The organism is Paraburkholderia sp. DD10, assembly GCF_049177125.1.
Taxonomy (GTDB): Bacteria; Pseudomonadota; Gammaproteobacteria; order Burkholderiales; family Burkholderiaceae; genus Paraburkholderia; species Paraburkholderia terricola.
The window spans coordinates 2,052,416-2,076,448 of sequence record NZ_CP185392.1 but is presented as its reverse complement, the minus strand read 5'-3'; the positions used below and the strand labels follow the sequence as shown (position 1 = coordinate 2,076,448).

Annotated in this window: 25 protein-coding genes and 1 pseudogene; 19 read left to right on the top strand and 7 right to left on the bottom strand. The window is 62.8% G+C overall.

What is annotated here, in order from left to right:
* Positions 1 to 40: 40 nt before the first annotated feature.
* The 4 genes from ACOCG7_RS09450 to ACOCG7_RS09435 all read left to right on the top strand — a co-directional run bounded on the left by ACOCG7_RS09450 (position 41) and on the right by ACOCG7_RS09435 (position 4,447).
* A complete protein-coding gene (locus ACOCG7_RS09450; protein WP_421375221.1) occupies positions 41 to 1,441 on the top strand; it encodes an ISNCY family transposase in 1,401 nt (466 codons plus the stop codon).
* A 1,124-nt stretch (positions 1,442 to 2,565) separates the two neighbouring features.
* Positions 2,566 to 3,018 carry a hypothetical protein gene (locus ACOCG7_RS09445; protein WP_073431888.1) on the top strand — a complete coding sequence of 151 codons (453 nt, stop codon included), beginning with the start codon at positions 2,566 to 2,568 and terminating at the stop codon, positions 3,016 to 3,018.
* Positions 3,019 to 3,027: 9 nt separating this feature from the next.
* The gene (locus ACOCG7_RS09440; protein ID WP_073431889.1) at positions 3,028 to 3,732 is read left to right on the top strand and encodes a P-loop NTPase; all 705 of its coding nucleotides are present in this window, start codon (positions 3,028 to 3,030) and stop codon (positions 3,730 to 3,732) included.
* On the top strand, positions 3,725 to 4,447 hold the full coding sequence (locus ACOCG7_RS09435; RefSeq protein WP_421375218.1) for a hypothetical protein: 723 nt from the start codon (positions 3,725 to 3,727) through the stop codon (positions 4,445 to 4,447). The genes ACOCG7_RS09440 and ACOCG7_RS09435 overlap by 8 nt, the downstream gene beginning before the upstream one ends.
* Before the next feature lie 268 nt (positions 4,448 to 4,715).
* Here ACOCG7_RS09435 and ACOCG7_RS09430 read toward each other — a convergent pair whose 3' ends face one another.
* From ACOCG7_RS09430 to ACOCG7_RS09405, 6 genes are all read right to left on the bottom strand, one after another.
* Positions 4,716 to 4,898: a DUF6900 domain-containing protein gene (locus ACOCG7_RS09430; RefSeq protein ID WP_421377597.1), complete on the bottom strand. Its 183-nt coding sequence runs from the start codon at positions 4,896 to 4,898 to the stop codon at positions 4,716 to 4,718.
* A 149-nt stretch (positions 4,899 to 5,047) separates the two neighbouring features.
* A complete protein-coding gene (locus ACOCG7_RS09425) occupies positions 5,048 to 5,293 on the bottom strand; it encodes a hypothetical protein (protein ID WP_073431892.1) in 246 nt (81 codons plus the stop codon).
* A 95-nt stretch (positions 5,294 to 5,388) separates the two neighbouring features.
* Positions 5,389 to 7,647, bottom strand: coding sequence for a ParB/RepB/Spo0J family partition protein (locus tag ACOCG7_RS09420; RefSeq protein ID WP_421375216.1), 2,259 nt, complete (start codon positions 7,645 to 7,647; stop codon positions 5,389 to 5,391).
* Positions 7,648 to 7,771: 124 nt separating this feature from the next.
* Positions 7,772 to 8,605: a DUF932 domain-containing protein gene (locus ACOCG7_RS09415; protein WP_083086313.1), complete on the bottom strand. Its 834-nt coding sequence runs from the start codon at positions 8,603 to 8,605 to the stop codon at positions 7,772 to 7,774.
* Positions 8,606 to 10,031: 1,426 nt separating this feature from the next.
* Positions 10,032 to 10,655, bottom strand: a complete 624-nt coding sequence (locus ACOCG7_RS09410) for an SET domain-containing protein (RefSeq protein ID WP_084561507.1) — start codon at positions 10,653 to 10,655, stop codon at positions 10,032 to 10,034.
* A 188-nt stretch (positions 10,656 to 10,843) separates the two neighbouring features.
* Positions 10,844 to 11,035 carry a hypothetical protein gene (locus ACOCG7_RS09405; protein WP_073431894.1) on the bottom strand — a complete coding sequence of 64 codons (192 nt, stop codon included), beginning with the start codon at positions 11,033 to 11,035 and terminating at the stop codon, positions 10,844 to 10,846.
* Positions 11,036 to 11,411: 376 nt separating this feature from the next.
* On the opposite strand from ACOCG7_RS09405, the gene ACOCG7_RS09400 reads away from it, so the two are divergent.
* The 3 genes from ACOCG7_RS09400 to ACOCG7_RS09390 all read left to right on the top strand — a co-directional run bounded on the left by ACOCG7_RS09400 (position 11,412) and on the right by ACOCG7_RS09390 (position 13,276).
* The gene (locus ACOCG7_RS09400) at positions 11,412 to 11,648 is read left to right on the top strand and encodes a ribbon-helix-helix domain-containing protein (RefSeq protein ID WP_006051389.1); all 237 of its coding nucleotides are present in this window, start codon (positions 11,412 to 11,414) and stop codon (positions 11,646 to 11,648) included.
* Positions 11,649 to 11,653: 5 nt separating this feature from the next.
* Positions 11,654 to 11,974, top strand: a complete 321-nt coding sequence (locus ACOCG7_RS09395) for a type II toxin-antitoxin system RelE/ParE family toxin (RefSeq protein WP_006051390.1) — start codon at positions 11,654 to 11,656, stop codon at positions 11,972 to 11,974.
* 484 nt (positions 11,975 to 12,458) lie between these two features.
* Positions 12,459 to 13,276, top strand: a protein-coding gene (locus ACOCG7_RS09390) for an IS5 family transposase (RefSeq protein WP_235004984.1) whose coding sequence is annotated in 2 segments (ribosomal slippage) — positions 12,459 to 12,801 and positions 12,801 to 13,276 — 819 coding nt in all. Because the reading frame shifts where the segments join, the coding sequence is not laid out codon by codon here.
* 48 nt (positions 13,277 to 13,324) lie between these two features.
* Here ACOCG7_RS09390 and ACOCG7_RS09385 read toward each other — a convergent pair.
* Positions 13,325 to 13,645, bottom strand: a complete 321-nt coding sequence (locus tag ACOCG7_RS09385; RefSeq protein ID WP_421377595.1) for a tyrosine-type recombinase/integrase — start codon at positions 13,643 to 13,645, stop codon at positions 13,325 to 13,327.
* A 41-nt stretch (positions 13,646 to 13,686) separates the two neighbouring features.
* Here ACOCG7_RS09385 and ACOCG7_RS09380 point away from each other — a divergent pair.
* The 12 genes and pseudogenes from ACOCG7_RS09380 to virB11 all read left to right on the top strand — a co-directional run.
* Positions 13,687 to 14,148: pseudogene (locus ACOCG7_RS09380) on the top strand (hypothetical protein); the annotation flags it as partial.
* A 2-nt stretch (positions 14,149 to 14,150) separates the two neighbouring features.
* Positions 14,151 to 14,792 (top strand): lytic transglycosylase domain-containing protein, encoded by a 642-nt coding sequence (locus tag ACOCG7_RS09375; protein WP_347143736.1) that lies wholly within the window; start codon positions 14,151 to 14,153, stop codon positions 14,790 to 14,792.
* A 26-nt stretch (positions 14,793 to 14,818) separates the two neighbouring features.
* Positions 14,819 to 15,184, top strand: a complete 366-nt coding sequence (locus tag ACOCG7_RS09370; RefSeq protein WP_416448129.1) for a TrbC/VirB2 family protein — start codon at positions 14,819 to 14,821, stop codon at positions 15,182 to 15,184.
* 17 nt (positions 15,185 to 15,201) lie between these two features.
* The gene (locus ACOCG7_RS09365) at positions 15,202 to 15,522 is read left to right on the top strand and encodes a VirB3 family type IV secretion system protein (RefSeq protein ID WP_347143737.1); all 321 of its coding nucleotides are present in this window, start codon (positions 15,202 to 15,204) and stop codon (positions 15,520 to 15,522) included.
* 1 nt (position 15,523) lies between these two features.
* Positions 15,524 to 17,992, top strand: coding sequence for a VirB4 family type IV secretion/conjugal transfer ATPase (locus ACOCG7_RS09360; RefSeq protein WP_347143738.1), 2,469 nt, complete (start codon positions 15,524 to 15,526; stop codon positions 17,990 to 17,992).
* Entirely contained in the window at positions 17,989 to 19,170 is a 1,182-nt protein-coding gene (locus ACOCG7_RS09355; protein WP_347143739.1) for a type IV secretion system protein, read from the top strand. The genes ACOCG7_RS09360 and ACOCG7_RS09355 overlap by 4 nt, the downstream gene beginning before the upstream one ends.
* A gap of 16 nt (positions 19,171 to 19,186) precedes the next feature.
* Positions 19,187 to 19,882, top strand: a complete 696-nt coding sequence (gene virB5, locus ACOCG7_RS09350; protein WP_347143740.1) for a P-type DNA transfer protein VirB5 — start codon at positions 19,187 to 19,189, stop codon at positions 19,880 to 19,882.
* Positions 19,883 to 19,893: 11 nt separating this feature from the next.
* Positions 19,894 to 20,115 (top strand): hypothetical protein, encoded by a 222-nt coding sequence (locus tag ACOCG7_RS09345; RefSeq protein WP_347143741.1) that lies wholly within the window; start codon positions 19,894 to 19,896, stop codon positions 20,113 to 20,115.
* The gene (locus tag ACOCG7_RS09340) at positions 20,112 to 20,828 is read left to right on the top strand and encodes a type IV secretion system protein (protein ID WP_347143742.1); all 717 of its coding nucleotides are present in this window, start codon (positions 20,112 to 20,114) and stop codon (positions 20,826 to 20,828) included. Before ACOCG7_RS09345 ends, ACOCG7_RS09340 begins: the two co-directional genes overlap by 4 nt.
* Entirely contained in the window at positions 20,825 to 21,649 is an 825-nt protein-coding gene (locus ACOCG7_RS09335) for a TrbG/VirB9 family P-type conjugative transfer protein (RefSeq protein WP_347143743.1), read from the top strand. Before ACOCG7_RS09340 ends, ACOCG7_RS09335 begins: the two co-directional genes overlap by 4 nt.
* A complete protein-coding gene (gene virB10, locus ACOCG7_RS09330) occupies positions 21,642 to 22,871 on the top strand; it encodes a type IV secretion system protein VirB10 (protein ID WP_347143744.1) in 1,230 nt (409 codons plus the stop codon). Before ACOCG7_RS09335 ends, virB10 begins: the two co-directional genes overlap by 8 nt.
* Complete coding sequence (virB11, locus tag ACOCG7_RS09325; protein ID WP_421375209.1) at positions 22,868 to 23,986, top strand: P-type DNA transfer ATPase VirB11; 1,119 nt, start codon at positions 22,868 to 22,870, stop codon at positions 23,984 to 23,986. Before virB10 ends, virB11 begins: the two co-directional genes overlap by 4 nt.
* Positions 23,987 to 24,033: the final 47 nt, after the last annotated feature.

The following is a 24,033-nucleotide window of genomic DNA, read 5'->3' as shown; positions in this document are numbered from 1 at the left end:
GGTATGCTTGCCGGTTCCCCGCGGGATTACGGAGCCGGCCATGCATCCAGCGACACTGGTGACATTGAACATGCGCGAACTCGACCGACTGAAGGTGATCCAGGCTGTGGTGGACACCGGTCTGAAACCTGGACGTGCTGCCGACCGGCTGGGCCTGACGGTGCGGCAGATCGAGCGGCTGGTAATCCGGTATCATGAATCAGGCGCAGCGGGCCTGGTCTCACGCAAACGTAGCCGACCGGGTAACCGGCGGCTGGACGACGACGAGGCCCAGCGCGCCCTGGCGATTATCCGCGAGTACTACGCCGATTTCGGCCCAACGCTGGCCTGCGAGAAGCTGCACGAATGCCACGGCACACGTCTGGCGAAGGAAACGGTCCGCAGGCTGATGACGGACGCGGGCCTATGGGTGCCGCGCCGGCAGCGGCCGCCGAAGGTCTACCAGCCGCGCGCGCGGCGGTCGTGCCTGGGCGAGCTGATCCAGATCGACGGCAGCGAGCATCCCTGGTTCGAGGACCGGGCGCCGCAGTGCACGCTGCTGGTGTACGTCGACGACGCAACGAGCCGGCTGATGCACGTGCTTTTCACGGCCACGGAATCGACCTTCAGCTACTTCGAGGCGACGCGTGCGTACATCGAGCGTCACGGCAAGCCGGTGGCGTTCTACAGCGACAAGGCGAGCGTGTTCCGGAACACGGCCGCAAGCAGGACCGGCAATAGCGTGACGCAGTTTGGTCGCGCGATGTACGAGCTGAACATCGACACGATCTGTGCAAACAGTAGCGCGGCCAAGGGCCGTGTCGAGCGCGCGCACCTGACGCTGCAGGACCGGATGGTGAAGGAAATGCGCTTGCGCGACATCCGCACGCTCGCTGCGGCCAATGCCTGGGTGCCCTCCTTCATGGCGGCCTACAACGCGCGTTTCGCAAAGCCTCCGAAGAGCGACTTTGACGCACACCGTCCGCCGAGGGCTGACGAGAACCTTGAACTCGTGCTCACGTGGCGCGAGCCGCGCAAGGTGACGAAGGCGCTGACCGTGCAGTACGACCGCGTCATGTATCTGCTGGACGATACGCCGGCGCATCGCAAGCTGATCGACCGGTATATCGAGGTCTGGGAGTATCCGGATGGGCGAATCGAACTTCGGGCAGATGGCGGTGCATTGTCGTGCAGGCAGTATGACCGGCTGACAGAAATCGATCAGGGCGCGATCGTCGAGCATAAACGTTTGAGCCACGTGCTGCAGGTCGCGCAGGTGATTCAGGCTCAACGCGATAACAGCCGGATCGGCAAGGCGCCTTCACGAACGCATCTGGGGGTTGCAACCAGGGCTGAGGGCAGCTCGCCGGGCAAGAAGAAAGAACGCGAATTCACGCAGACTGACATCGAGCATGTGATCGTGGATCTTGCCCAGCAAAGACAGATAACCCGCAACCCGTAAACCTGGCCGGTGGTCTGCAGGGTCAGTCGAAACAGACGTCAGCGCCCTGCCCATTCACGGCGGATCCTTCGACACTGGGTGATCAGTAACCGATGAAAGACCGACCTTTTAACCCTGAAAACACGACATTTGTATTTGGCTGCCGCCACGACATCTTGAAATGGCCTCGACACCAAAATGGCATAACTGTGACGACTTCTCAGCTCCTTAACTCCGCTCGAGACGGCGAGCTATTCCGGTGGCCACGAATACAGTTCGCCATATTCTCGTTGATCTGATCGATCACATTACCGGAATACGCAACGGAATTTCCGTCGATGCGAGGGCGCTTGTTGGCAAGCGAAAGGTTACTGAGGTCGCGACCATGGTCATCTAGTAGAAGTGCGTTGCACATGACGCCCAAAACCGGCGATAGCCTATCCTGCAATACCGTGTTTTCAGTGCGCATTTTGTCGCCCCGCGTAAACGTTCTGCGTTAAGATTCCCGTCGCCGCGTAAACGTCCGTTCAGGCCCTGCACCATCGTGTGCGAATGGGTGAGCAAAGGCGTTGCGCAGAGGTCTTCCTTCTGGAGTAAACGGCATGCGCATGCCTGTGCGTTAAAGGATGCGTAACCCGTGCGTGATGCTTTCGCGTTCAGGTGTCAATCGCGTGCGTAAAGCGTTCGTGCCGTTGTGTGCATGTCTTTCGAATGAGCACGCGTGTAACGTGTTCAGGGTCGGCACGGCTGCGTGCGTATCAGCTTCGCTGACGGTGTCGAAGGCTGTGCGCGTGACTGACGCATTGATGTTCGATTCGCTACGCTTGTGCGCGTCCTGAGTTCCCCTTGTTCGATGTGCATACGCTGCGTACTGCTGGTCGACGTCCGTGCGTCACCGGGGACGATGCCGGTCGAACAGCATGCGTGTCAGGAGTAAGCCGGGATGCGTAACGAAGGATGTGTCGCACGCGTACGACAGACGCGAAAAAGTGCGTTGTTCTCACGGGTTCCCGTCGCTTCCCAGGTGTTCCCATGTGCGCTTGCCATGCGGAAAAGGGTGGTTGACGCGTGTGCCCGCTGTGCGCAGGATGGTGTGGAGGTGGTGCGAACGGTGATGCGTAATGGTGTGCGCAGGAGGGTGATTCATGCCTGTCGCGAGGGTCTATACAAAATCGCAATGGGAGGCGTTCGCCCGCGCGCTCGATGCGCTACCTGAGAAGCCCGAGGCTGAACATGGCGTCACGGTGCGCGATGCGATGAAAGACATGCGCGCACGCGTACGCGCGGCGCAGGCGAAGGGCTACACACTGGAGCAGATCGCGGAGCAGGCGAAACCGCACGGCATCGACATCACGGCGGGAACGATCCGATACGCGCTGCGCACAGCCGGGAGGGGCAGCGGTGCCGGGAATGGCGCAGGCCCTTCACCGGGCGCGCGCGCGGCAGGGCAGGCAGGCGTCGCAGCGGTGCGTCAGCGCGATGCGCCGCCGCCCAGGAATCGGGTCCGCAAGGCCGGGGGAAAGACCGTAACCAGACAACCCACGCCGGTGCAGGGCACGCTCGGATTTGCAATCCGGCCCGACACCGACGATCTGTAGGGAGCCGCCATGAACACGACAGTCGACATGACAGTCAATCCCATCTATCTCGTCGGCGGAGGCAAGGGCGGTGTCGGCAAGAGCGTGGTTGCGCTTGCGCTCGTGGATCACCTGCAACGCCGGGGCGTGAACACGGTTCTGGTGGAAAACGATACATCGAACCCGGACGTGATGCGCGCGGTGCACGATGAAATCGATTGCGCATCATTCGATCTGGACACGGCGGGCGGCTGGATCGACATGGTGAACTACTGCGACGCGCATCGCGATGCGGTCGTGGTGGTCAGCACGGCGGCACGCAATCAGGACGGCGTCACGCGATACGGCGCGACACTGGGCAGTACGCTTGATGAACTCGGACGGCGGCTCGTCGTGTTCTGGGTCATCAACCGGCAGCGCGACAGTCTTGAACTGCTGCGGCAGTTCAGCGATACGTTCCCCGATGCGACCGTGCATGTCGTGCGCAATGGCCTGTACGGTACGGCTGAACGCTTCGTGCTGTATCACGATTCGAAGCTGCGCAAGACTACCGAGGCGAAGGGCCGCTCGCTGGATTTTCCGGAACTGGCCGACCGCGTTGCGGATGACCTGCGCAGCCAGCGGCTGTCGGTACGCAAGGCGGTTGAGACGCTGCCCATCGGGCAGCGCGCGGAACTGCTGCGCTGGCGGGCTTGCTATGACGCGATGTTCGCGCAGGTGACAGGCGATGCGTGAGCGGCGTACGCGGGGCGCCCGCCCGCCTGATCCGCTCGCGCGGCTGTTTCTCGAAGTGAGCGGCGAGTTGCCGGACGACGCAAGCCTGCTGCGCATGCGCCGCGTGTCGGCGGCGCTGAACCTGCGTGACAACGATGCACTGTGGTCAGTGCTGGCGGCGCTCGAATACTACGTGCGTCTGTACGAGGCGATGCCGGAGCGCATCCGGCAGGCGGGCACGGGCGGCGTCGATGCGGCGCACGCCGAAGCGCAGGCGGCGACGCAGGCGCTGATGGTGCAGCATCGCGACGCGCTTGCACGCTGCAAGGAAACGATCACACTGGCGGAGAAGATGACCGCCGAGCACGAGGTGCGCTACCGGGCAGCGCTTGCTGCGCTGAACGATGAGGCGCTCGCTACGCTCACCCAGCGGGCGGCGAACCGGATTGGGCGTGCTGCCGGAAACCGGCTCGTCGCGGCGACGGCGGTCGCGGCACGTGAACAGCGGCAACGGCTCGATGCGGCGCTTGTGTCATTCGAGCGGGTCGCTGTGCGGCGGTTCGCGAAGGCGTGCTACGGGCTGGTGGCTGGCGGACTGGTGGTGATGCTGCTGGCGGCTCTCGCCGGCGGCGTGGCAGGGTGGTGGGCAGGGGACCACTGGGTGCGGGCAGACGGCCTGCTGTCTGCCCGGACAGGCTACGTCGCGCCGGGATCACCTTCCGTCAAGCCGCAATGAATCACGAAGCGCGTCAGTCAGGGTTTGCCGTGCGCGAAGCCCCACTGGCGGCACATCCTGCTGCCGATTTTCCTGGCCGGCTGCTTCTGCATGACGCTGGCGACGGCGTCGGACAGGGTCGGTCCAAAGGTCAGGCTGTTGTGAACTTCGTCGGTAAGGCGGCGAGCGTGCGGCGACCGTGACGACTGTCGGAAAAAGCCCGGACGGTCTGCGTTTCGGCACCTGTCGTATTGGAGACCACCCGAATGGCGAGCGGCTGGGGTCGTGTTCAGGCTGCACCGGATTTCGCGCTAGCGACACCGGCCAGGTAAGCCGCTTCAAGCGCTGCCCTGATGGACCAGACTGCAGTATCGTAGAAATCGAGCCGGTTGGAGTGGCGGGTTTCGAGGGTTTCCACGCAAAGTATCCTTGTGGCGATTTCGGCAAGCCGCTGCCTTGCGGGGAAGGTCAGAAGCGTTTACGGTGATCTCCCGGTTGGGTTGTGACGACATCATTCACGCGTTGTTTCGGAGGAACTTCAAGGGTTTTTTGTCCGGACCGGCTGCACCGCGCGGGCAGGCTCCCGGTTCAGGCAGGCGGCGGCCTGTCTGCCTGCGCGGATCAGGCCCCGGCGGCGTCGCCGTCGATGAACGCTGCGGCGCGGCGGAGCATGCGAGCCGCCGCGTCGTGCTGGTCGAAGGCAATCATCGGAGTGCTGTAGCCTTCATCGCGGGCGCGCAGCAATGCCATGTCGTAATGGCGCCCGTGTTGGTACTGCGTGCTGGTTGCTTCGACGGAAGTGAGGAAAAGATCGGGCGAACCCGCGGCGTTGGTCGCGAGCACGACCATGCGGATATGGTTGAACATGACGGACTCTCCGGTTCAGGTGGGATGCGCAGGCGGCAGGGCGTGATGGGGTGCCGCTCCGCCTGCGCTGCCCCGTTGCCAGGGCGGGGGCGGGGTTACGCCGCGAGCGGGCCGGATTGCCCGGTACTCACGGTGCCTATGCTGTCAGCGGTCGGGAAAGGCCTCGGTGACTGCTCGCTAGCGGAGGCGGGCGCGGCGCACGCATCGGGCGCGGTGTCATTGACGTGTTCCGTGCCGTGACCGGCATCTGTTTCCGTGTCGGCGTCCTCGCCTTCCGGCGTTTCTTCCGCATCGGCTCCGGTGTCCGCACCGTCGGTCCCGGCCTCATCCTCATCCTCAGCGTCGTCGCGGCTCTCCCATGAGGGTGCGGCAGGGATTTCCCGGTCGGTGAAGATTTCGGGCACCCAGGCGACTTTCGCGAGCCGCAGTTCGGCGGCGGCTGCAGCGTCAGCCTTCTTCATCTTGTCGAGGTCGGCTGCGGCCTTCGGCGATACGGCGGCAGCGACGACTTCGGCAATGCGCGCCTTGCTGACATGGTCGAAATACGTGGCGCGGGTGGGCGTCCAGTACCCGGTCATGTCGAGGTTCAGCGCACCTACGAGCGCGTTGATTGCATGCGGCCTTTCTTCGCCCGCGATCCCATCAAGCAGGGTGCCGGTGCAGAACGCGAGCAGATCGAGCAGCGTCGTGCCGGGATCCTGCTGGACGAGCCAGGGCAGCAGGTCGGCCGGTTTCGCGGGCAGTTCCGAGATCCATCGCGCGCGTTGGGTCTCGATGGCGCTCCATGCGGGGCTGGTGTCCAGGTCGTCTGCGGCGCGCAGCAGTCCGTCGTGATTGTTCGTACCGGTCAGGGCGAGGAAGTCACGCGCGGACGTGTGCCCGAAGTGCCCGGGCAGCGCCTTCGGGACCAGGTGATGCAGCAGTGCGGCGAGCGCCACGGCGGGCTGTGCGGCTAGTTCCGCGCGCATGGCGGCGGTGCGGTGCGCGGTGAGGCGCTGGCAGAGCTTTGCGCTGTGGACCGGTTTGACCTTCGGGGTTGTTGCGCACACCGCATCGTGCGCTTCGGCTTCGGGCGTGCCGGTGACATGCGCACCTGCGGCTTCGAGCGCGTCGGCGTTCTCGCGGCGCACGAGGCCGCGCTCGATGACGAGTTCGCCCTGCGGCCCGACGATGACGAACGCACCGGCTTCGGTCATCTGCTGTTCGTCCCATACCAGTGCGACGCTTTCGAGCCCGATGAGGGCGGCATTGACGCGCTCGATCTCGTCGTTCAGCCGGTCCGCTTCCGCGTAGGCGTTTTCGTCATCCTCCGACAGCGCCTCCAGCTTTTCGGCGAGTTCGTCCTGCTGCGCGGTGAGCGCGTCCATCTGCCGCTGTTCGTCGTCGGTGTACGGACGCTGGACCGGACGCAGCCTGCCATAGCGGTTCAGTTCGAGAAAGTCGCGCTCGACGCGTGTTTCAATCCAGCCCCATCCTTCTGCGCGCACTTCCTCTGCGGCGGCGTCGAGCTTCTGCGCGACGAGCTTCTGCAACAGTTCGGCATCGGCAATGTACCCGGCGTTTTCGTCGTCGCTGAACAGATCGCGGCGAACGTAGCCGCCCGCTGCTTCGTAGACGGCAACGCCGACGAAGCGCACGAGCCGGCTGCGGCTCGCGTCGATCTCGGCGCGCGTGATGGCCTGCCGCAGATAGTTGGGCTGGCGTTGCCAGTCGTTCGCATCGAACCAGATGTGTTCCTGCGTTTCGTGATCGTCCGCGAGCGCGAGGGCCGCAAGCTGGTCGAGCGTGATCGCATCCTCGCGCAGCAGCGCGAGCAGCTTTGGTGACACGTTGGCGAGCTTCATGCGGCGCCTGACGGTGAGCGGCGACGCGGAGAACAGCGCAGCGATGTAATCGACGCTGCGCCCTTCCTCGGCCAGCATCCGGTACGCGCGCAGCACGTCGAACGGGTCGAGCCCTTCACGTTCGCTGTTCTCAATCAGCGAAATGGCGAGGGCTTCGCCTTCGCTGACGATGCGCACCGGTACCGGATAGTTCGCAGCGATGTGCTTCTGTTCGAACAGCAGGTCGAGCGCGGCCTCGCGGCGCTGGCCCGCGCAGACACCGTAGCGGCGCTGCTTGCCGCGTCCGCCCTTCATTTCGTGAACGACGAGATTCTGCAAAAGGCCCTTGGCGCGGATGTTGGCGGCGAGGCCCGGAATACCCGAAAGGGGTTTGGTGCGGGCGTTGAGTGGCGAGGGCCGCAGGCTCGAATACGGCACGGTGATGACGGGCTGCTCGTTGCCGAAACTGGTTTCGAGCGGCGATGCGGTTTCAGTGGCTTCTGCCACGGCGGCTTCAACTTGGGCTTGCATGACTGACTCCAGAAGGTTGGAAAGAAGGTTCCGGGTCGGATGCTGCTGGACGCATCAGGACTTGACCCGAAGAGGAGTCCTGATCGAATTGGGGGGCGGCGCGGAAACGCCGCCCCTGCGGTACTTACGCCTTCATCTGGCGCATCGCTTCGGCGAGCATCCACAGCGCACGGTTCAGTTTCACGTTCTGGTCGATGCCGGTGATGGGGCGGGTGGACATGGAGCGTCCGCTGCGCGAACGCCCATGTAGCCCGCCTTTGGTGAGGTTTTCCTGGACTCTTTGAAACACTGTCCAGAGGTCGTCCCGGCGATCTTCGAAGCGGCGCGGGGCGAGCAGGCTGCTTTCGGTGATGGGAGCGGGCGTTTCTGCGTCGGTCGGCTCGTAGCGCAGCGCAAGCGCGGAGCGCGCGAACGCGTGCTGTTCGTCGTGCTCGAGCGTGAGGGTCTTCATGCCGTCTTTCTGTTCGCGGATCAGGTCGAAGCCGTCGAGCACGTCGAACGCGCCGTTGATGACGTTCTGCACGATGTTGCCCTTGTGGGGGACGCGGATATCGCGCACGGTGTCCCCGGCCACCATGCCGTTCTGGCAGACAAACCGGTAGGCACCAGCCAGCATCTGGTAGCTGCTCGTACCGTCGTGCGAGTTGAGCAGGATGATTTCGTTGGCTTCTTCGCCGGTGATTTCGTCGGCGTGCCGCATGCGGATCATGTGCCTGGTGAATTCGCGGCGGTCGTCGTGGCGTACGCGCGTCTGGCAGACCATGAACGGCTGGAAGCCTTCGTTGCGCAGGCCGCGCAGCACGTTGATGGTGGGGATGTAGGTGTAGCGCTCGGAGCGGCTTTCGTGCTTGCCGTCCGCGAAGATGGACGGGGCGACGCGGCGGATCTGGTCGTCCGACAGGGGGGAGTCGGAGCGGAGCATCGGCGAGCCGTAACGGAAAGAGGAAGCGAGTTGCATGGCACTCTCCACAACAAAAGAGGTTGATCGGTGTTGCGCTGACCGGGCTCCAAGATTCCGCCCCGTTGTAAGGGTTGGGCTCGTCCTGGTGGAACCCGGGGTTGGCTTTACCGCCGCCAGTCTCCTGAGTTCGCGCCCGTGCGACTCAAGGAGCCGGTGGCGGGCAAACGTCAAGGAAAAAAGGCGAGGGAGGGGTGCGGGCAACACGGTCCCTCGCCCCTTGACGTTTGCCCGCCATCGGCTACGGTCGCGGGTGTCGGGCGGGAACCCAGGAGACTGGTGGATGCGAAGCGTCGGGTTTCACCGGGATGAGCCGCCGCGCGGCGAGCGCGAATGTGGAGGCCGCCTGTGGCCTTCACCTGACTGGGGGTTAAAGGTCTTGGGTGTCGGGGGTTGAGGTTTTGCGCCAGGGATTGAAGCCCGGGAGGGCCGGGACGCCGCCGGCGGCCCGGTGCGAAGCACGAAAGCCCGCCCGCAGCGCGGCGCGGGGGCGCCCAGTGAGGGTTTCAGGACTGCGATAACACAGCCTGCTGCACCAAACCACTGACACTGGTCGTTGAGGACAACGCCATGACAGGCGGTGGCGACATTCGGCTGGACACGCCCCTTTGCGACGAGATCTTCAAGGTATGTACGAACAGATAGCCTATGCCCGCGCCTGTACCTGCCGACAGAGCCGGCATCGCCCGCGTCGTTGCTAGAATGCCGGACTGGAAAACAGACCCTTACGACCGATGCCTTTGCCAGCCGATGTTGAACTGCTCGCGGGTTTGAGTATGCATTCCCAGGGTGCTACACCGAAACCGCATGGCCCGGCGCCCAGCCGTTCACGGACCAGCGCGTTCGCCGGATCGCGTATCAGGTTCCGGGACCACGAACTCATGGTGGTCGAGGTTGGACCGTTCGCGCATGCGCAGGGCGTCACCGTGACATTTCGCGCGCGATCGGTGGGCGCGCAGGCCGTACGGGTGGGCGCAATCATCAAGACGCGCTGGGAGGTTTGCGAAGTAGTGGCCTGAACAGTGAGCAGGCGGGAGATCCCATGCCGATTGCTCACGCGTGGCTAAAGCGTGCACACGAATGCGACCTAAAGCGACCGACCGGGTTCGCATGCTGACGCAGATTCTTGCGGCGTTCGGGCAGATCGTGATGACGTCTTTGGCGTTCGAGGTTCAGCAGATCGGGAGGCAGGCGCATCGCCCGCACGGGGGAACTCTGGGGAGGGCTGTGCGAAGCACAGCCCGCGTGCGACATGGATTCTCCTGACCAACGCGCTCGCAGGCAGCCGGACGGGATCGGCGGTGTCGACCATGCTCATGCCGGAAGTGTCAGTGTTCTCCCCCGGCGTTGCCCGGGAGGTTCACGTCGGGCACGACGCCCTGTGAATTCCGCTGCTCCATGACGAAGCAGCATCGGGAGCTTCCCGCTATGCGTCGATCAGCGTGTCCGTGATGGTCGTTCGAATGTGGATTGCGGCCCGTGTTGCCACATCCGCATGCACACTGTCCTCGACCAGCTCACGGGCAGGCGCTGAAATATGCTCTTTCCATGACCGCTTTCCCCGTCTGGCCAGCATGGTTCCCCGGCAGTCCGGCGCGCCGCAGTGGCAGGCGTACCGCTTCCGAAGCAGACGGGTGTGCCGTCCTTCGACGAAGAGCGCGTAATCGATGCACAGTTCTTCGCCGGCGGGCACCGGGTTCACGGTGCGAATGAAGATCCGGCCGTCGCGGTCCGCGGCTTCACAGTTGGGACGGCATGCATGGTTGATCCATCTGGCACTGTTACCGCCGATCGCCCCGTCGATGACGGTACCGTTGCCGACGTCGAAGTAGAAGGTGTGATCCGGCTGTGCCGGATCGCGCGGGTGACGGAGCAGAGCCTCGTCCCATGAGATCCGTTCGCCCAGGTACTCACAGATGAGTTCGCCGGCCACAAGCGCGCACGTCGCGAACACCCCTCTGCCGTGAACGGGCGACCGCCGCACAGTAATCCGGCTGCGGGGACGCAGGACATTGGCATGTTTCACCGGGAAGGTATCAAGGGCGTTCATCAGGGGCATCGTCGATACGGTTGCGGGGGCCGACGTAATCGACCCGCGGAAGAAACATGGATTGCACGACCGAAATTTCCGTTGCAGCCGGTGCAGCGTGTTACCTACGTCAACGCAGACGATGGCAGGGAAACAGCCGCGCGGCGTTAACCGGGCGGCGGAGCAGTTGGCCGTGTGGCCGGGAAGCGCTACAGTATTCTCAGGTCACGGATCCTGCCGATCTGGGGTGATCGTTTCAGGATCAGGTCTGCGATGAATTCGGCGAGCAGGGCGCGTGGAATGTTCGCGGGGACGTCGTCGACCCGATGCGAGGTGATACGCGCGATAAAGTCATTGGGGGCGCTTGCCAGACTGTGCTCAAAACTGACTCGGTACTCCATGATCAGCCGCGCTCCGACGGATATTCTCTGTGCTACTGATTCTATCAGCAGTTGGCGTGACGATTGGTGATCGAGCAGCCGGCTTCCGGCGAATGCAGAGAGAGAGGGGAGCTCCAATGGCCGGCGAAATTCCGAGGTTACGCGCCAACACAATACCGATCTAATGTCGTTTTGTATCCGTATCTAATGTCAGTCGACACGCTGGATGGCAAAAGCTGCGCGCGACGCAATGGGTAAGGCCAGACTACCGTATCTATTCCGCCGATACGGGGGCCGTCCGCGGACGGTCGTATGGTTGCCTTCGTATTCGTTTTTGAGTATATTGAATACGATAATGTACTAGGAGTGCACTGTGTCTCGGACGACCCCTACCACGATGACGGTTCGCCTTAGCGGCCCGCTCAGCGACTTTGTTTCCGCGAACGTCGGTGAACATGGCGACTACGAGAATGTCAGCGAGTACGTTCGGGATCTAATTCGTCGCGATAAGGAACAGAGGGAGGCGAAGGAATTCGAGCGGCTCAAGGCTGAACTGGCCCATGCCTACGCCGCTCCTGAATCGTCGTATAAGCCATTGACGGCGGCCGATGTGATCGCGCGCAATCGGACCTGACAGGAATGCCAAGGGTACAGGTCCGCATACAGGAAGCGGCGTCTTTCAGAATCGACGAAATCTATCGGTATACGCGGGATCGGTGGGGCGGGCAGCAGGCCGATCGCTACATTGCTGGTTTGTTCGATGCCTTTGACGGCATAGCTGATCACCGAACGCCTTCACGTCCCGTTCCGGCGGAATTCGGCATTCAGGGCTATTTTTTCCGTTACGAACACCATTTCGTCTATTGGCGCCTTCTCTCCGACGGTAACGTAGGCATCGTCACCATCCTGCACGAGCGGATGCATCAAATCGATCGTTTTCGGGATGATTTTGGTCTGTGACTTGATCGCCGGGGGCGGGGACGGAAAACCGTGTTTCGGCCCGGTGAAATCACGAATGGGACCGCTCCAAAAATCGGAAAAACGGGTCTTTTGAGTATGGGTAGAAGTATGGGTAGTGGAAGGGCGTTTTATAAAAGCCTTGCCTGTAAAGGCTTTCCGGGCGATTCGGCATCCCTCCGTCTCCGCTCGACTTTTCGCGACCGGGTGGCCGAGTGTACGAATTATCCCACGGAGATGGCCGAAATGTCCTTGGCGCACGCGGTGGACGACAGGTTTTAGCCGGCTATCGCTGCAGTGGACTAGCCTAAGAGGCTGTTGCGAAATTAGTTAAACAGAGTCTTTAGGCGTTTCCAGCAAATTAAGGCGCAAGCCAAAGAGAGGAACGCTATGCGTCTAAGAGAGTGTTTCAAAAAGAGCTTTAACCCCCTGTTAACTCAAACGCAAAGCTGTTAACCTCGACCGTTGTGACAAGCGGAACGAGGAGATGGCCAAGCCAATCATCGACGACGAATTGTGGCCGTTGATCGAACCACTCTTGCCGCCAGCAAGGCCGAGGCGCTTCCGGTATCCGGGGCGCAAGCCTGTAGCCGATCGGGCTGCGCTGACCGGAATACTGTTCGTGCTCAGGAGCGGCATTCGCTGGAGCGAACTACCCTCCGAGATGGGCTGCGGATCGGGCATCAGTTGCTGGCGTCGCCTGCGCGACTGGCAACAGGCTGGCGTTTGGGACCGGCTGCACGAGATCCTGCTCGCGAAGTTGCGCGCTGCCGATCGGATCGACTTCTCTCGCGTCGTCATCGATTCCACTTCTGTTCGAGCGGTTGGGACGGGCGAAAAACTGGACCGAACCCCACCGATCGTGCGCGACCCGGTTCCAAACATCACGTCGCCACCGACGCCAACGGCACGCCGCTCGCGATCATCCTGACGGGCGCGAACCGCAACGACATCACGCAACTGCTTCCACTGGTCGACGCCATCCCACCGGTTCGCGGTATGCGTGGTCGGCCACTGCGCAAGCCAGGCCGAATCTATGCGGATCGGGCTTACGATCACGACAGGTATCGCCGGCCGTTGCACGCTGCCGGGATTCCTACATCGATTGCCCGGCGCGGCGAACCTCACGGCAGCGGACTTGGCAAAGTACGTTGGGTCGTCGAGCGCACCAATGCGTGGCTGCACGGATTCCGCCGTCTTCGCACGCGATTTGAGCGTCGTGCCGACATCCATGAAGGGCTCCTCAAACTCGCCTGTTGCCTGATCTGCTGGCGAACGCTTCAGCGCTCGGACGACTCTTTTTGAAACATGCTCTAAAGAGCTGCAGAGACGCAAGCGACTGCTGGAAACCGATCAACCGCTTACGCTCTGGAGATAGTCGCCCCAATCCTGCATCATTTTCCGTCGTTCAGGAAGTAACTCTGCTTTGTTATATGCTCGGCTCGCCCGGTTCTTCTCGACGTGGGCCAACTGACGTTCAACCGCCAGTGGAGCAAATCCCTGTTCGTGCGCCCATGTACTAAACGTACCACGTGCGCCATGCGCCCTGAATAGCCGTTCGTTGTTGAATCCAGCGCGAATGAGCGCAGCATTAATTGTGGTCGCCGCCATCGGGCGAGACTTGTCTTTTACATTCGGGAACAGATGGTCGTCTGCGGCCTTAGTACCAGTTATTTTTTGAATTTGCTCCAGAACCTGAACTGCCTGCGCACTCAGGGATCGCTTATGCCGACGACTGGGGTTGCCAAGTACTTCTGTGCCTTTCGAACCCCGGCGGACCGGAGCAGTACAGCCAGTGCGTGCCGCCCATTGAAAAACTATGGAGAGCGTTGCGCCACGGCGATCCGTTTCCGACCTGCGATTTCGGTGCCGGCAGCTCGAAAGGAACGCTTGCGACCAACACCTTCGCGAGCAGTGGTTATTGCCGTGAAGACCTGCTGTACTGGGGCGGTGGGGAGCAGAGTGAACTGCTGTGCGACGCTTCCGGCGCGATCAATGTCGACATCGACAATCACCTCTATACCCGTGTCTGGTGGGGCGTAAGAGGTCGGGTGCCGACAATCACCGAATTCTATGGTGCCGGCAGTGCGCAGGTGCCCTACGACCCGACGCAGTCCGCAGCGTTTTTCCTGCAGCAGATGGAGCTGCAGGAGAACGACTTCGGCGGGAGGCACTGAAAATGCCGCTCGACTTCATGACGCTCGCGCAGCAGTGCGCGCCGCAGATCGCCCCGACCACAATGGCGGCGCTTGTGCGCACCGAGTCTGGATTTAACCCCTACGCGATTGGCGTGGTGCATGGCCGGCTGCTGCAGCAACCATTGAATGAAATCGAAGCAATCGTCACAACGCGGGCACTCGAGAACGATGGCTGGAATTTCAGTGTCGGGCTCGCGCAGGTGAATCGTGCGAACTGGTCCTTATTCGGGTTGACGGACCAAAACGCATTCGAGCCCTGCCGCAATGTGGCCGTCGGCGCCGCAATCCTGCAACGCTGCTTCGCATCCGCACGTCGTATACAAGCCGATACCCAGGCGGCGCTTCGGTCAAGTCTGTCCTGCTATGCGAGCGGCGATTTTTCGACGGGCTATCGGACAGGTTACGTCCGACGCGTGGTGAATAACGCGCAGCAGCCCGTTCCGATGTTACCGATCACCATTCCTCCTATCGCGCCGATTCCAGTGGTGCCCGTCGATTCCGGAATATCTGCCAGTTCCGTCCGGCCGCATCCGGTGGTCCGTCCTCCGGTGCGACCGGATCGAAACGATGCATCGCCGGATGGGAAGGGGAGTGAACCGGACAGTAGCGCAGTGGTGTTCTAACCCGCGATCCAGGTTATGGCGGACAGATGGCAGACGCAAAGGAGTCAATCATGTATTTAGGGTTACATATCAAAGTATCTGGTCAACTTTCGTGGTTACGTCGTATCGTCTCGGAGCGTCAGTTGGCGAAGGATCTTGCGGTATCGACCTCGACGCTACTGCTCTCGACGCCGGCGTGGGCACAACTCTCGCAGGTCAACACGCTATTGAACACGATCCAGACGACGCTGCTCGGCGTCGGGGGCGTGATCTGCTCGATTTCCATCATCTGGGCGGGTTTCCGGATGATGTTCCAGCACGCCCGGTTCGGCGACATCGCGAACGTCTTCATCGGCGGTCTCTTCGTCGGCTGTGCGACCGTGATCGCCGGCATGCTTATCCCGACGAGCTGATTTTTGAGAGCCGAGTCATGAACCTGCTCAAGGATCCCGTCTTCAAGGGCTGCACCCGGCCGGCGATGCTGTGGGGCGTGCCGCTCGTGTCCGCCCTGATGGTCGGAGCCGGCATGCTGATCCCGGCCATCTGGGCGCTGCTGGCGAGTCCCCCGTTGGGCGTTGCCATCCTCTTTCTGATGGTTCTGGTGTTCGTCGCGATGCGAGTGATCACGCGCCATGATGACCAGCGCCTCGCTCAGTACGCGCTGCGCCTTAGTCTGATGCTCCGTCAGGGCAATCGCCGATTCTGGGGAGCGCACGCCTACGTGCCCGTTCGCCTGAAAAGGAGGGCGTGACATGCGTGCCGAGCCCCAACTTGTCGCGGTGGCGAACCGGGAAGTCCCGCTTGCCGGTTACATCCCGTACTCGACGCACGTGACGGATCACGTCATCAAGACGCGCGAAGGCGACTATCTCCGGATCTGGAAGGTTGCGGGCATCGCGTTCGAGGCAGCCGACCCGGCCGACATTCTCGCGCGCCACGACGGATTCAACCAGCTCGTGCGCGGCCTCGCTGGTGGCCACGTGGCGCTCTGGTCACACCGCCTGCGCCGGCGCGTCTCGGATCACTTCGCGGCGCCCTACGGCAACCGCTTCTGCCAGGAACTGGCCACGCGCTATTACGCGAGCTTCGCCGGCTACCGGATGATGACCAACGAGCTGTATGTGACGCTCGTCTACCGTCCCAACCGCACGAAGCTTGGCCGCGTGTTCAGCCGCGCCGCCCGCCGCACGCGCGACGATATCCGGCGCGATCAGCACGATGCCCTCAAGACGATAGCCGAGCTGGCGACTCAGATCGAATCGAGCCTCAAACCCTACGATCCGGTCGGGCTGGGCGTTTATACCAGACAGAGCAGCCATACCGAGCGTCCGCGCCGGTACTCGTCGGCGCTGGAATTGTTTGGCTATCTGGTGAACGCGGTATGGGAACCAGAGCCAGTCCCGGCTGGCCCGATCCGAGACGCGCTGCCAACGTCGCGTCTGTTCGTCGGGGCGGAGAAGATTGAGATACGCATGCCGGCCGCGAGCCGGTTTGCCGCGATGCTCGACCTGAAGGACTACCCGGAAGACACAGAGCCTGGAATGCTCAACGGGCTGCTATACGGCGACTTCGAGTACATCGAGACGCAGAGCTTCACGATCCTCGACAAGCCCAGCGCGAAAGAGGCACTGGAGCGCCAGCGCAATCAGTTGATTGCCGGCGAGGATGTCGCAGTGTCGCAGGTAGCAGCGATGGATCGGGCGCTCAACGACCTGATCAACGGCGATTTCGCGCTGGGCGAATACCACTATTCGCTTGCCGTACTCGGCGACACGCTGGATGAAGTGTCCAAAAATGTGGCGAAGGCACGTACGCAACTGGCTGACGCGGGTTTCCAGACGGCGCTCATCGATCTCGTCGCGGATGCGGCATGGTTCGCGCAGCTGCCGGGAAACTGGCGTTACCGGCCGCGTGAGGCCAAGCTCACGTCGCGCAATTTCTGCGGCCTTTCCTGCCTGCACAACTTCGCGACGGGCAAGCGCGATGGCAATCCGTGGGGCGAAGCGATCACGATCGTCAAGACGCCCAGTGGCCAGCCGCTGTATCTGAACTTCCACGTCACGCCTGACAAGAGGGACTCGCTCGACGAGAAGGCACTCGCCAACACCCAGATCATCGGCCAGGCCGGCGCGGGCAAGACGGTGCTCGAACTGTTCCTGCTCGCGATGGCAATGAAGTACCGCATCACCGCCGTGCTGTACGACAAGGATCGCGGTACCGAGATCGCGATCCGCGCGATGGGCGGCACGTATACCGTGTTCCGCCGTGGGGAGCCAACCGGCCTGAACCCGTTCCAGATCGAACCGAAGGGGTCGGTACTCGATTTCTGGGAGCGGCTCGTGCGCAAGCTCGTCGATATGGGTGTGGCGCTATCCGCAAAGGACGAACTCGATATCTCGCGGGCCGTGCGGGAAGTTGCCCGCATGGACAAGCCGCTGCGACGCCTGTCGATGGTGCGGCAACTTTTGCCGAACGTGGGCGAGAACAGCTTACATGCGCGCCTCGCCAAATGGTGCGCGGGCGGGCGCCTTGGCTGGGTGCTCGACAACCCGATCGACTGCACTGATCTTGCGCGCCCGGGCCTGTTCGGGTTCGACGATACCGAGCTGCTTGACGATGCGGAGGTCTCGACGCCGGTCACGATGTATCTGCTGCACCGGACCGAAAGCCTGATCGACGGTCGGCGCTTCATCTATGTAATGACCGAATTCTGGAAACGGCTCTCCGATCCGGTTTTCACCGACTTTGCGAAGAACAGGCAAAAGACGATCCGCAAGCAGAACGGGCTCGGGATTTTCGATACGCAATCGCCCACCGATGTGCTGCACAGCGAGATTGCCAGTGCGCTGATCGAGCAGAGCGCCACGCTCTTCTTCCTGCCGAACCCACGGGCCGATTACGACGATTACGTGCGTGGCTTCAAGCTGACCGAAGCCGAATTCAATATCGTGCGCAATCTCGGCGAAAACAGTCGCCTGTTCCTGGTCAAGCAGGGCCATCGCTCGGCCATTGGCCGGCTTGATCTGGCCGGTCTCGGTGATGTGCTCGATGTGCTGTCGGGCACGACCGACAACGTCGAACTGCTCGACACGATTCGCGCACAGGTGGGCGATGCGCCGGAAAACTGGTTGCCTCTTTTTCACGAGCAGCTTGCCCGGCGGCGCGCGGCGAATGGCGGAGTACGTCCTCCGCAGGTGCCGGGGGCGGGAGGTGTGCGATGAGCGGTCTTTTTACCGCCGTAGGCGGCACCCTCGAAAACGGCATGTCGACCTACATCACGAACGTGTCGTCGGCCCTGTCCAGCGCGCTTGTGCCTGTCGTAACTACCGCCGTGACGATCTGGATCGTCGCCTACGGTCTTGCAGTGGTGCGGGGCGAAGCCCACAAAGCCGTCCCCGCATTTGCCTGGCGGGGACTGAAGGTTGCCATCACGCTCGCGGTCGCGTTGAGCGCCGGCATCTACCAGCACCAGGTGGTAACGGCGATCAATGGTGCGACGTCGGGGCTTGCCCAGACGATCCAGAACGCGGCCAATACGTCGGGCGGTGGCAATCCCGGATGCGGGTCGGTCAACGGCGGCAGCGTGACGGCCCAGAGCGCGACCAGTATCTATCAGACCCTCGACTGCTACGACCAGCAGATCGACCTCGTGATGGACGCCTACTTCGACAAGGCCACGCACGAGGGGATCAGCGTCAGCGGCCTTGCCGCCGCCATTGGCGATTTCCTGTGCGGGATCATTGCCGCACTTGGTGGCTCGGTCTTCCTCGTCGTCCTGGCCTTCGAGGTGGCGATGGCGAGGATGCTGCTCGACCTCGTGCTCGGGCTTGGTCCCATCTTCATTGCCTGCGCGGCGTTTGCGCCGACCGCGCGCTTCTTCGAGGCCTGGACCGCGAAGGTCGCCAATTACGGCTTGTTGCAGGTGCTCGTCGCCGCCTTTCTCGGCATGGCGCTCACGGCATTTTCTGCCGATCTGACTTCCCTCAATGCCACCGGTGCATCGCCCGGCGCGGATGCATCGGCCGTGATGCAGGGCATTACCGCAGCCCTCAACGATGCCGCGGCGGGCGCTGCAGCGATCGGCCTGTTCGCAACTGGAGTCTTTCTCGCGATGGTTGGCTGGCAGTTGCCGTCGGTGGCATCGGGACTTTCCGGTGGTGCCACGCTGTCCGGCTTTGGCGCGTTCGTGGCGGGGTTTGCCGCTCGACGCGTGGCCAGCGTACTTAGTCAGGCGTTTTCCCGGAGCGGTGGCGGCTCATCGCCTGGCGGAAAGATTAGCGACCGTACCGGCTCAGGTGGTGGCGGCAGCAACGGATCAGGCGGGGGAACTTCGGCGAACGGCCCCATGCCCGCTTACCAGCGTGCAGCGCGCGCAAACCTGGGGCAGCAGGGCGAATGAATGTGAGGTGATGGCCATGACAGGACGAACCAGGCTGACGGGCGCCGTGATCGTGTGGGCGGCGCTCTGTTCCGGCGCTCGTGCACAGGGCATTCCGGTGTTCGACGCGCAGAACGTGGTGCAGGCGATCGCGACGGTTGCCCGGCTCGAGCAGGAAGTACAGCAGGAAATGCAGATCTATCAGTCGACTGTCGGCACGCGTGGCTTCGGTGCGCTGCTGGGCAATCCGGTCGTCGCCAACTCGCTGCCATCTGACTGGCAGAGCGTCTACACGGCGATCCAGAACGGTGGCTATGCGGGCTTGACGGGCAGCGCCCAGACGTTGCGCTCGGCGAGCCAGCTCTACAACTGTCAGGACCAGTCCGGCATTGACCTGCAGGTGTGCCAGCGCGCGCTGAACAAGCCGTTTCAGGACAAGGCGTTCGGCCTTCAGGCGTACCAGACCGAACTGCAGGAGTTGAACCAGATCCAGAGCCTGATGCAGCAGATAGACGTGACGCAGGATCCCAAAGGCGTGGCCGAGTTGCAGGCGCGCATCCAGGCCGAAAACACGGCGGTCGGCAACGAAATGACGAAGCTGCAGCTCTTCCAGATGCTGGCCGAGTCAGAGGACAAGCTCGTCGCCGAGCAGCAGAGCGAACTGGTACTGAGCCGGGCGGGCAAGACGGCCCGGTTGCAGGACCAGATGGTGCCGGCGTCGTTCGGGAACTGAGGAGGAATGCCATGGCTACGCTCACGTCCGTCACGTTCGCGGGGTGTCTGGCCTGGAGTCTTGCCGCCTGCAGCAGCGGGCAACCGAAACCCGTGTTGCCGGATGGTCTGCACCGCGTACCGGTCAACCGCATTCTGCCGATGCCCGAAGTGCCGACATCTGAGAAATCGCCACCTGCAGCGGCGGCTTCCCGGAATCTGCCCGCGTCGTCGGGCGCAGGAGCCCGGTCGTGAGCGTGCCACACGACTATGGGCGCGTGCTCGATATCGAAGCATCGCTTACCTACCTGCAGGAGCGATCCGAGCGGCGCGCATGGCATGTCGCCTATGCGGCGGTCGGCGTCGCCATACTGAGCGCCACGGCGCTTGCGATGATGGTGCCGTTCTATCGCGTCGTGCCGCTGCCGATTGAGGTCGATCGCCTGAGCGGCGAATCCCAGGTGATCGACGTGCTCGATGCCCGCCACGTACACACGAAGGATATCCAGGACAAGCACTGGGTCGAGGCGTATGTGCGTTCGCGCGAGCGGTACGACTGGGGGCTGCTGCAGATGGATTACGACAGCGTGCTCGTCATGAGCGATGACGTGGTCGCGCGCGATTATCGCGGCATCTATGGCGGTCCCGATGCGCTGGACCGGCAACTGGGGCCGGGCACCGAGCGGCGCGTCCGCATTCTCTCGACCACTCTGCCGCCCGACGAAACCGGACACGCCGTCGTGCACATCGAGCGCACGTCGTTCAGGAACGGGGTGGCGAACGCGGAGCCGACGCAGCGATTCGTCATCACGCTCGCCTACACCTACCGCCCGCCCGTATTGACGCGCGAGAGCGTCGCGATCGCCAATCCGTTCGGCTTTAAGGTGACGGCATACAGCCGGGACCCCGAATATACGCCGCCGGTGGCCTCTTCGGCTCCGGCCTCGACGGCGGGAGGCGCACCATGAAAACGCTTCCTCCCTGCGTCATGCTGGCGGGCCTGCTAATCACCTACACCGCGCACGCTTTCGATTTACCTGGCTGGTCCGATGATTCGCGTGTGCGACAGGTGGTGTATCGCGCGGATGAAGTCGTGTGCATTCAGGCTCAACGGGGTTTTGCCACGCATATCGCGCTCGACCCACACGAACGGATCCAGGTAGTTGCACCTGGTGATCGGGACGGCTGGCAGGTGGTGGCGAACAAAGGCGACCACGACGTGTACCTGAAGCCACAGCTTGCTGCACACAATTCGAACCTGGAGATCCGTACCGACCGTCGCAGCTACAGCTTCGATCTGGTGGTACTGCCACTCAAGGCGAAATTTGGCAACCACGACGTGATGTACCGGGTGACTTTCACCTATCCGGATGAAGTGAAGGCTCAGGCACACGCCAGGTCAGACGCCGCGCTGGTTGAGCAGCGTTTCGCACAGCCGCCCGTGGTGCGCAATGCCCACTACTCGATGGAGGTGATGCTGCATTCCGACGACATTGCGCCAACGGCTGCGTGGGATGACGGGCGGTTTACCTATCTGCGCATTCCGAACAACCGGCGGATGCCGGCGATTTTCCGGGTGGCCGATGACGGTACGGAGAGCGTTGTGGACAAACACGTGCAGGGCGACACGACCGTCGTGCACGAGATTGGGAAGCGCTTCGCGCTGCGGCTCGCGGACGAAGTCGTCGGAATCTGGAACGACGCTTACGACATGGATGGCGTCCCGCCCCATGACGGCACGACTGCCAGCGGCGTAAAGCGCGTCTTGCGGAGGCACGGCGATGAATGACGATACGCCTCGCAATACGATTGAGCCCGATGGCCCGCCAGATCGTGCGCAGTCCGGGTGGGAAAAGGGCGGTACCGGTTCGCCGGGGATGTTCATGGATCGCGGCATGCCGGCGCTGGGCCAATACAGCAGCGCTCGCCCGCGTGCCTGGTGGCTGACGCCGATTGTGATCGTTCTCATGGTCGGGGCCGGCGCGGTGTGGACTGTGCATGGTTTCCTTGCGCGTCATGACGCAGATGCGAAGGCGCACCGCGATGCAGTGGCCGATACGTCGGCCCAGGGACGTGTGTTCAAGGATGGTCCTGCCTCTGCGGTGGGTGTCGTCGCCTCTGCACCACTTGCCGCAAGCGGCATAGCAGTGCATCCCGCACAGGCTCCGGGGCCGGGCATTGCGTCGGGGCCGGTCGGCGCCATGCCCGTTGGGACGCGCCGCAGCTATTACGACGCGTCGCTGCTTGCGGCAGGCAGTGCGGGCAGTCAGGACGCGGCGGACGGCGTCCCGGGTATGGCGTCCCCGGCGGTGGCCGCTGTGTCCGGTGGAACTGGGCTGTCTGGACAAAAGATGGATCAGGCAGGCGGCGCGTTGGCCCAGGCCCTGACGCCGTTTGTGACGCCACGTGTGAGTGCCGGGACGCTGGGGAATCGCAGTCTCGTGCTCGCGCAAGGCGCCAAGATCGATTGTGTGGGCGATACGGCGTTCGATTCCACCGAGGCGGGCATTTCAACCTGCACGGTGACGAAGAACGTGTATTCCGACGATGGCCGGGTCGTACTGATCGAACGAGGCTCGCAGATCAACAGCCAGTATCGCTCGAACCTGTCACCGGGCCAGAAGCGGGTCTTCGTGTTGTCCGCCCGCATCAAGACACCCAATGGCGTAACGGTCGAGATCGATTCACCGGCAGCTGATGCGTTGGGGCGCATGGGTATCGATGGCCATATCGATAACCACTGGGGGCAACGCATCGGTGCCGCGCTGATGCTCGGCATGACCCAGGATGCGATCGGCTATCTCGCCACGCGAGGGGGAAACAGTAACGGGTCAGTCGTCTACGCGAACACGCAGCAGCAGGGCAACGACATGGCCACGCGCGTGCTCGACAGCACGATCAACATCCCGCCGACGCTGACGCAGAACCAGGGCGCGGAGTTCACGATCGTGACCGCACGTGATCTGGATTTCGGGTCGGTCTATGCGCTACAGCCGGAGTCCGCACCATGAATACCCGTACGGACAGACCGGATCAAGCATATGACGCGGTGCTGGCGCGCCTGCCTGACGATGCGTCGGTTCGGGAGCTGATGCGGCCGTTCGCGCCACTGCTCGACGACGCGGATGTGACTGAACTCGTCATCAACCGGCCGCAGCGCGTGCTGACCGAGACACATCGTGGCTGGCGCAGCTACGACTACCACGATCTCGACTTCGAACGCCTGATGTCGTTCGCGGTGGCGGTCGCCACGCTGACGAACCAGGAGGTGTCGGCCCAACATCCCGTACTCTCGGCGCTGCTGCCTGGCGACGCGCGCATCCAGATCGTAGTACCGCCGGTTGTGCCACCGCGCACGGTCTCGATTACGATCCGCCGGCCGTCCGCGCGCGAGAGGACCCTCGATGCATACCGCGACGAGGGGTTGTTCGACGATACGGCATGGCATCGCCCGGATGGACTCGATGTGGCGTTGCCGGTGTTGCGCCCCGAAGATCGCAAACTCATCCAGTGCCTGGAGATGCGGGATTGGGGTGCGTTCTTTGAGCTGGCGGTTACCGGCCGCCTGAATATCGTGATCGTCGGCAACACGGGTTCGGGCAAGACCAGCTTCATGAAAACCCTGTGCCGGTCGATCCCGCCGACCGAGCGCATCGTGACGATCGAGGATGTCCGCGAGCTTTTTATCCGGCACATCGAAAACTGTGTGCATCTGCTGTACAGCAAGGGCGGTCACGGCCACGCGCGCGTGACGCCGGCCGATCTGATCGCGAGCACGATGCGCATGCGTCCCGATCGCGTGCTGCTCGCCGAGCTGCGCGGTGCCGAAGCGTACGACTTCCTCAAACTCCTGACGACAGGGCACGCCGGTTCGATTACGAGCTATCACGCTTCAAGCGCGGCGATCGCGATCGAGCGATTTGCGCTGATGGCGAAGGAACACCCCGAGGCTGCGGCCTACGACGATGCCGCGCTGAAGCGCCTGCTGTTTCTCACCATCGATGTCGTCGCGCACATGGAAGCGCAGCCGATTCTCAACGGAGCCGGTGAGCAGTCCGGCAAGCGTTGGGGCATGACCGAAATCTGGTTCAACCCGGTGCGCAAGGCGCACACGGCGTTTGCGTAGGAGAGAGCCGTCGTGATGAACTTACTTTCTCCTGCATCCCATCTTCT

Coding starts and splice junctions, on each gene's coding strand:
- ACOCG7_RS09450 (WP_421375221.1), top strand. CDS start 41: ATGCATCCAGCGACACTGGTGACATTGAACATGCGCGAACTCGACCGA.
- ACOCG7_RS09445 (WP_073431888.1), top strand. CDS start 2,566: ATGCCTGTCGCGAGGGTCTATACAAAATCGCAATGGGAGGCGTTCGCC.
- ACOCG7_RS09440 (WP_073431889.1), top strand. CDS start 3,028: ATGAACACGACAGTCGACATGACAGTCAATCCCATCTATCTCGTCGGC.
- ACOCG7_RS09435 (WP_421375218.1), top strand. CDS start 3,725: ATGCGTGAGCGGCGTACGCGGGGCGCCCGCCCGCCTGATCCGCTCGCG.
- ACOCG7_RS09425 (WP_073431892.1), bottom strand. CDS start 5,293: ATGTTCAACCATATCCGCATGGTCGTGCTCGCGACCAACGCCGCGGGT.
- ACOCG7_RS09420 (WP_421375216.1), bottom strand. CDS start 7,647: ATGCAAGCCCAAGTTGAAGCCGCCGTGGCAGAAGCCACTGAAACCGCA.
- ACOCG7_RS09415 (WP_083086313.1), bottom strand. CDS start 8,605: ATGCAACTCGCTTCCTCTTTCCGTTACGGCTCGCCGATGCTCCGCTCC.
- ACOCG7_RS09410 (WP_084561507.1), bottom strand. CDS start 10,655: ATGAACGCCCTTGATACCTTCCCGGTGAAACATGCCAATGTCCTGCGT.
- ACOCG7_RS09405 (WP_073431894.1), bottom strand. CDS start 11,035: ATGGAGTACCGAGTCAGTTTTGAGCACAGTCTGGCAAGCGCCCCCAAT.
- ACOCG7_RS09400 (WP_006051389.1), top strand. CDS start 11,412: ATGACGGTTCGCCTTAGCGGCCCGCTCAGCGACTTTGTTTCCGCGAAC.
- ACOCG7_RS09395 (WP_006051390.1), top strand. CDS start 11,654: ATGCCAAGGGTACAGGTCCGCATACAGGAAGCGGCGTCTTTCAGAATC.
- ACOCG7_RS09375 (WP_347143736.1), top strand. CDS start 14,151: ATGCCGCTCGACTTCATGACGCTCGCGCAGCAGTGCGCGCCGCAGATC.
- ACOCG7_RS09370 (WP_416448129.1), top strand. CDS start 14,819: ATGGCAGACGCAAAGGAGTCAATCATGTATTTAGGGTTACATATCAAA.
- ACOCG7_RS09365 (WP_347143737.1), top strand. CDS start 15,202: ATGAACCTGCTCAAGGATCCCGTCTTCAAGGGCTGCACCCGGCCGGCG.
- ACOCG7_RS09360 (WP_347143738.1), top strand. CDS start 15,524: ATGCGTGCCGAGCCCCAACTTGTCGCGGTGGCGAACCGGGAAGTCCCG.
- ACOCG7_RS09355 (WP_347143739.1), top strand. CDS start 17,989: ATGAGCGGTCTTTTTACCGCCGTAGGCGGCACCCTCGAAAACGGCATG.
- virB5 (WP_347143740.1), top strand. CDS start 19,187: ATGACAGGACGAACCAGGCTGACGGGCGCCGTGATCGTGTGGGCGGCG.
- ACOCG7_RS09345 (WP_347143741.1), top strand. CDS start 19,894: ATGGCTACGCTCACGTCCGTCACGTTCGCGGGGTGTCTGGCCTGGAGT.
- ACOCG7_RS09335 (WP_347143743.1), top strand. CDS start 20,825: ATGAAAACGCTTCCTCCCTGCGTCATGCTGGCGGGCCTGCTAATCACC.
- virB10 (WP_347143744.1), top strand. CDS start 21,642: ATGAATGACGATACGCCTCGCAATACGATTGAGCCCGATGGCCCGCCA.
- virB11 (WP_421375209.1), top strand. CDS start 22,868: ATGAATACCCGTACGGACAGACCGGATCAAGCATATGACGCGGTGCTG.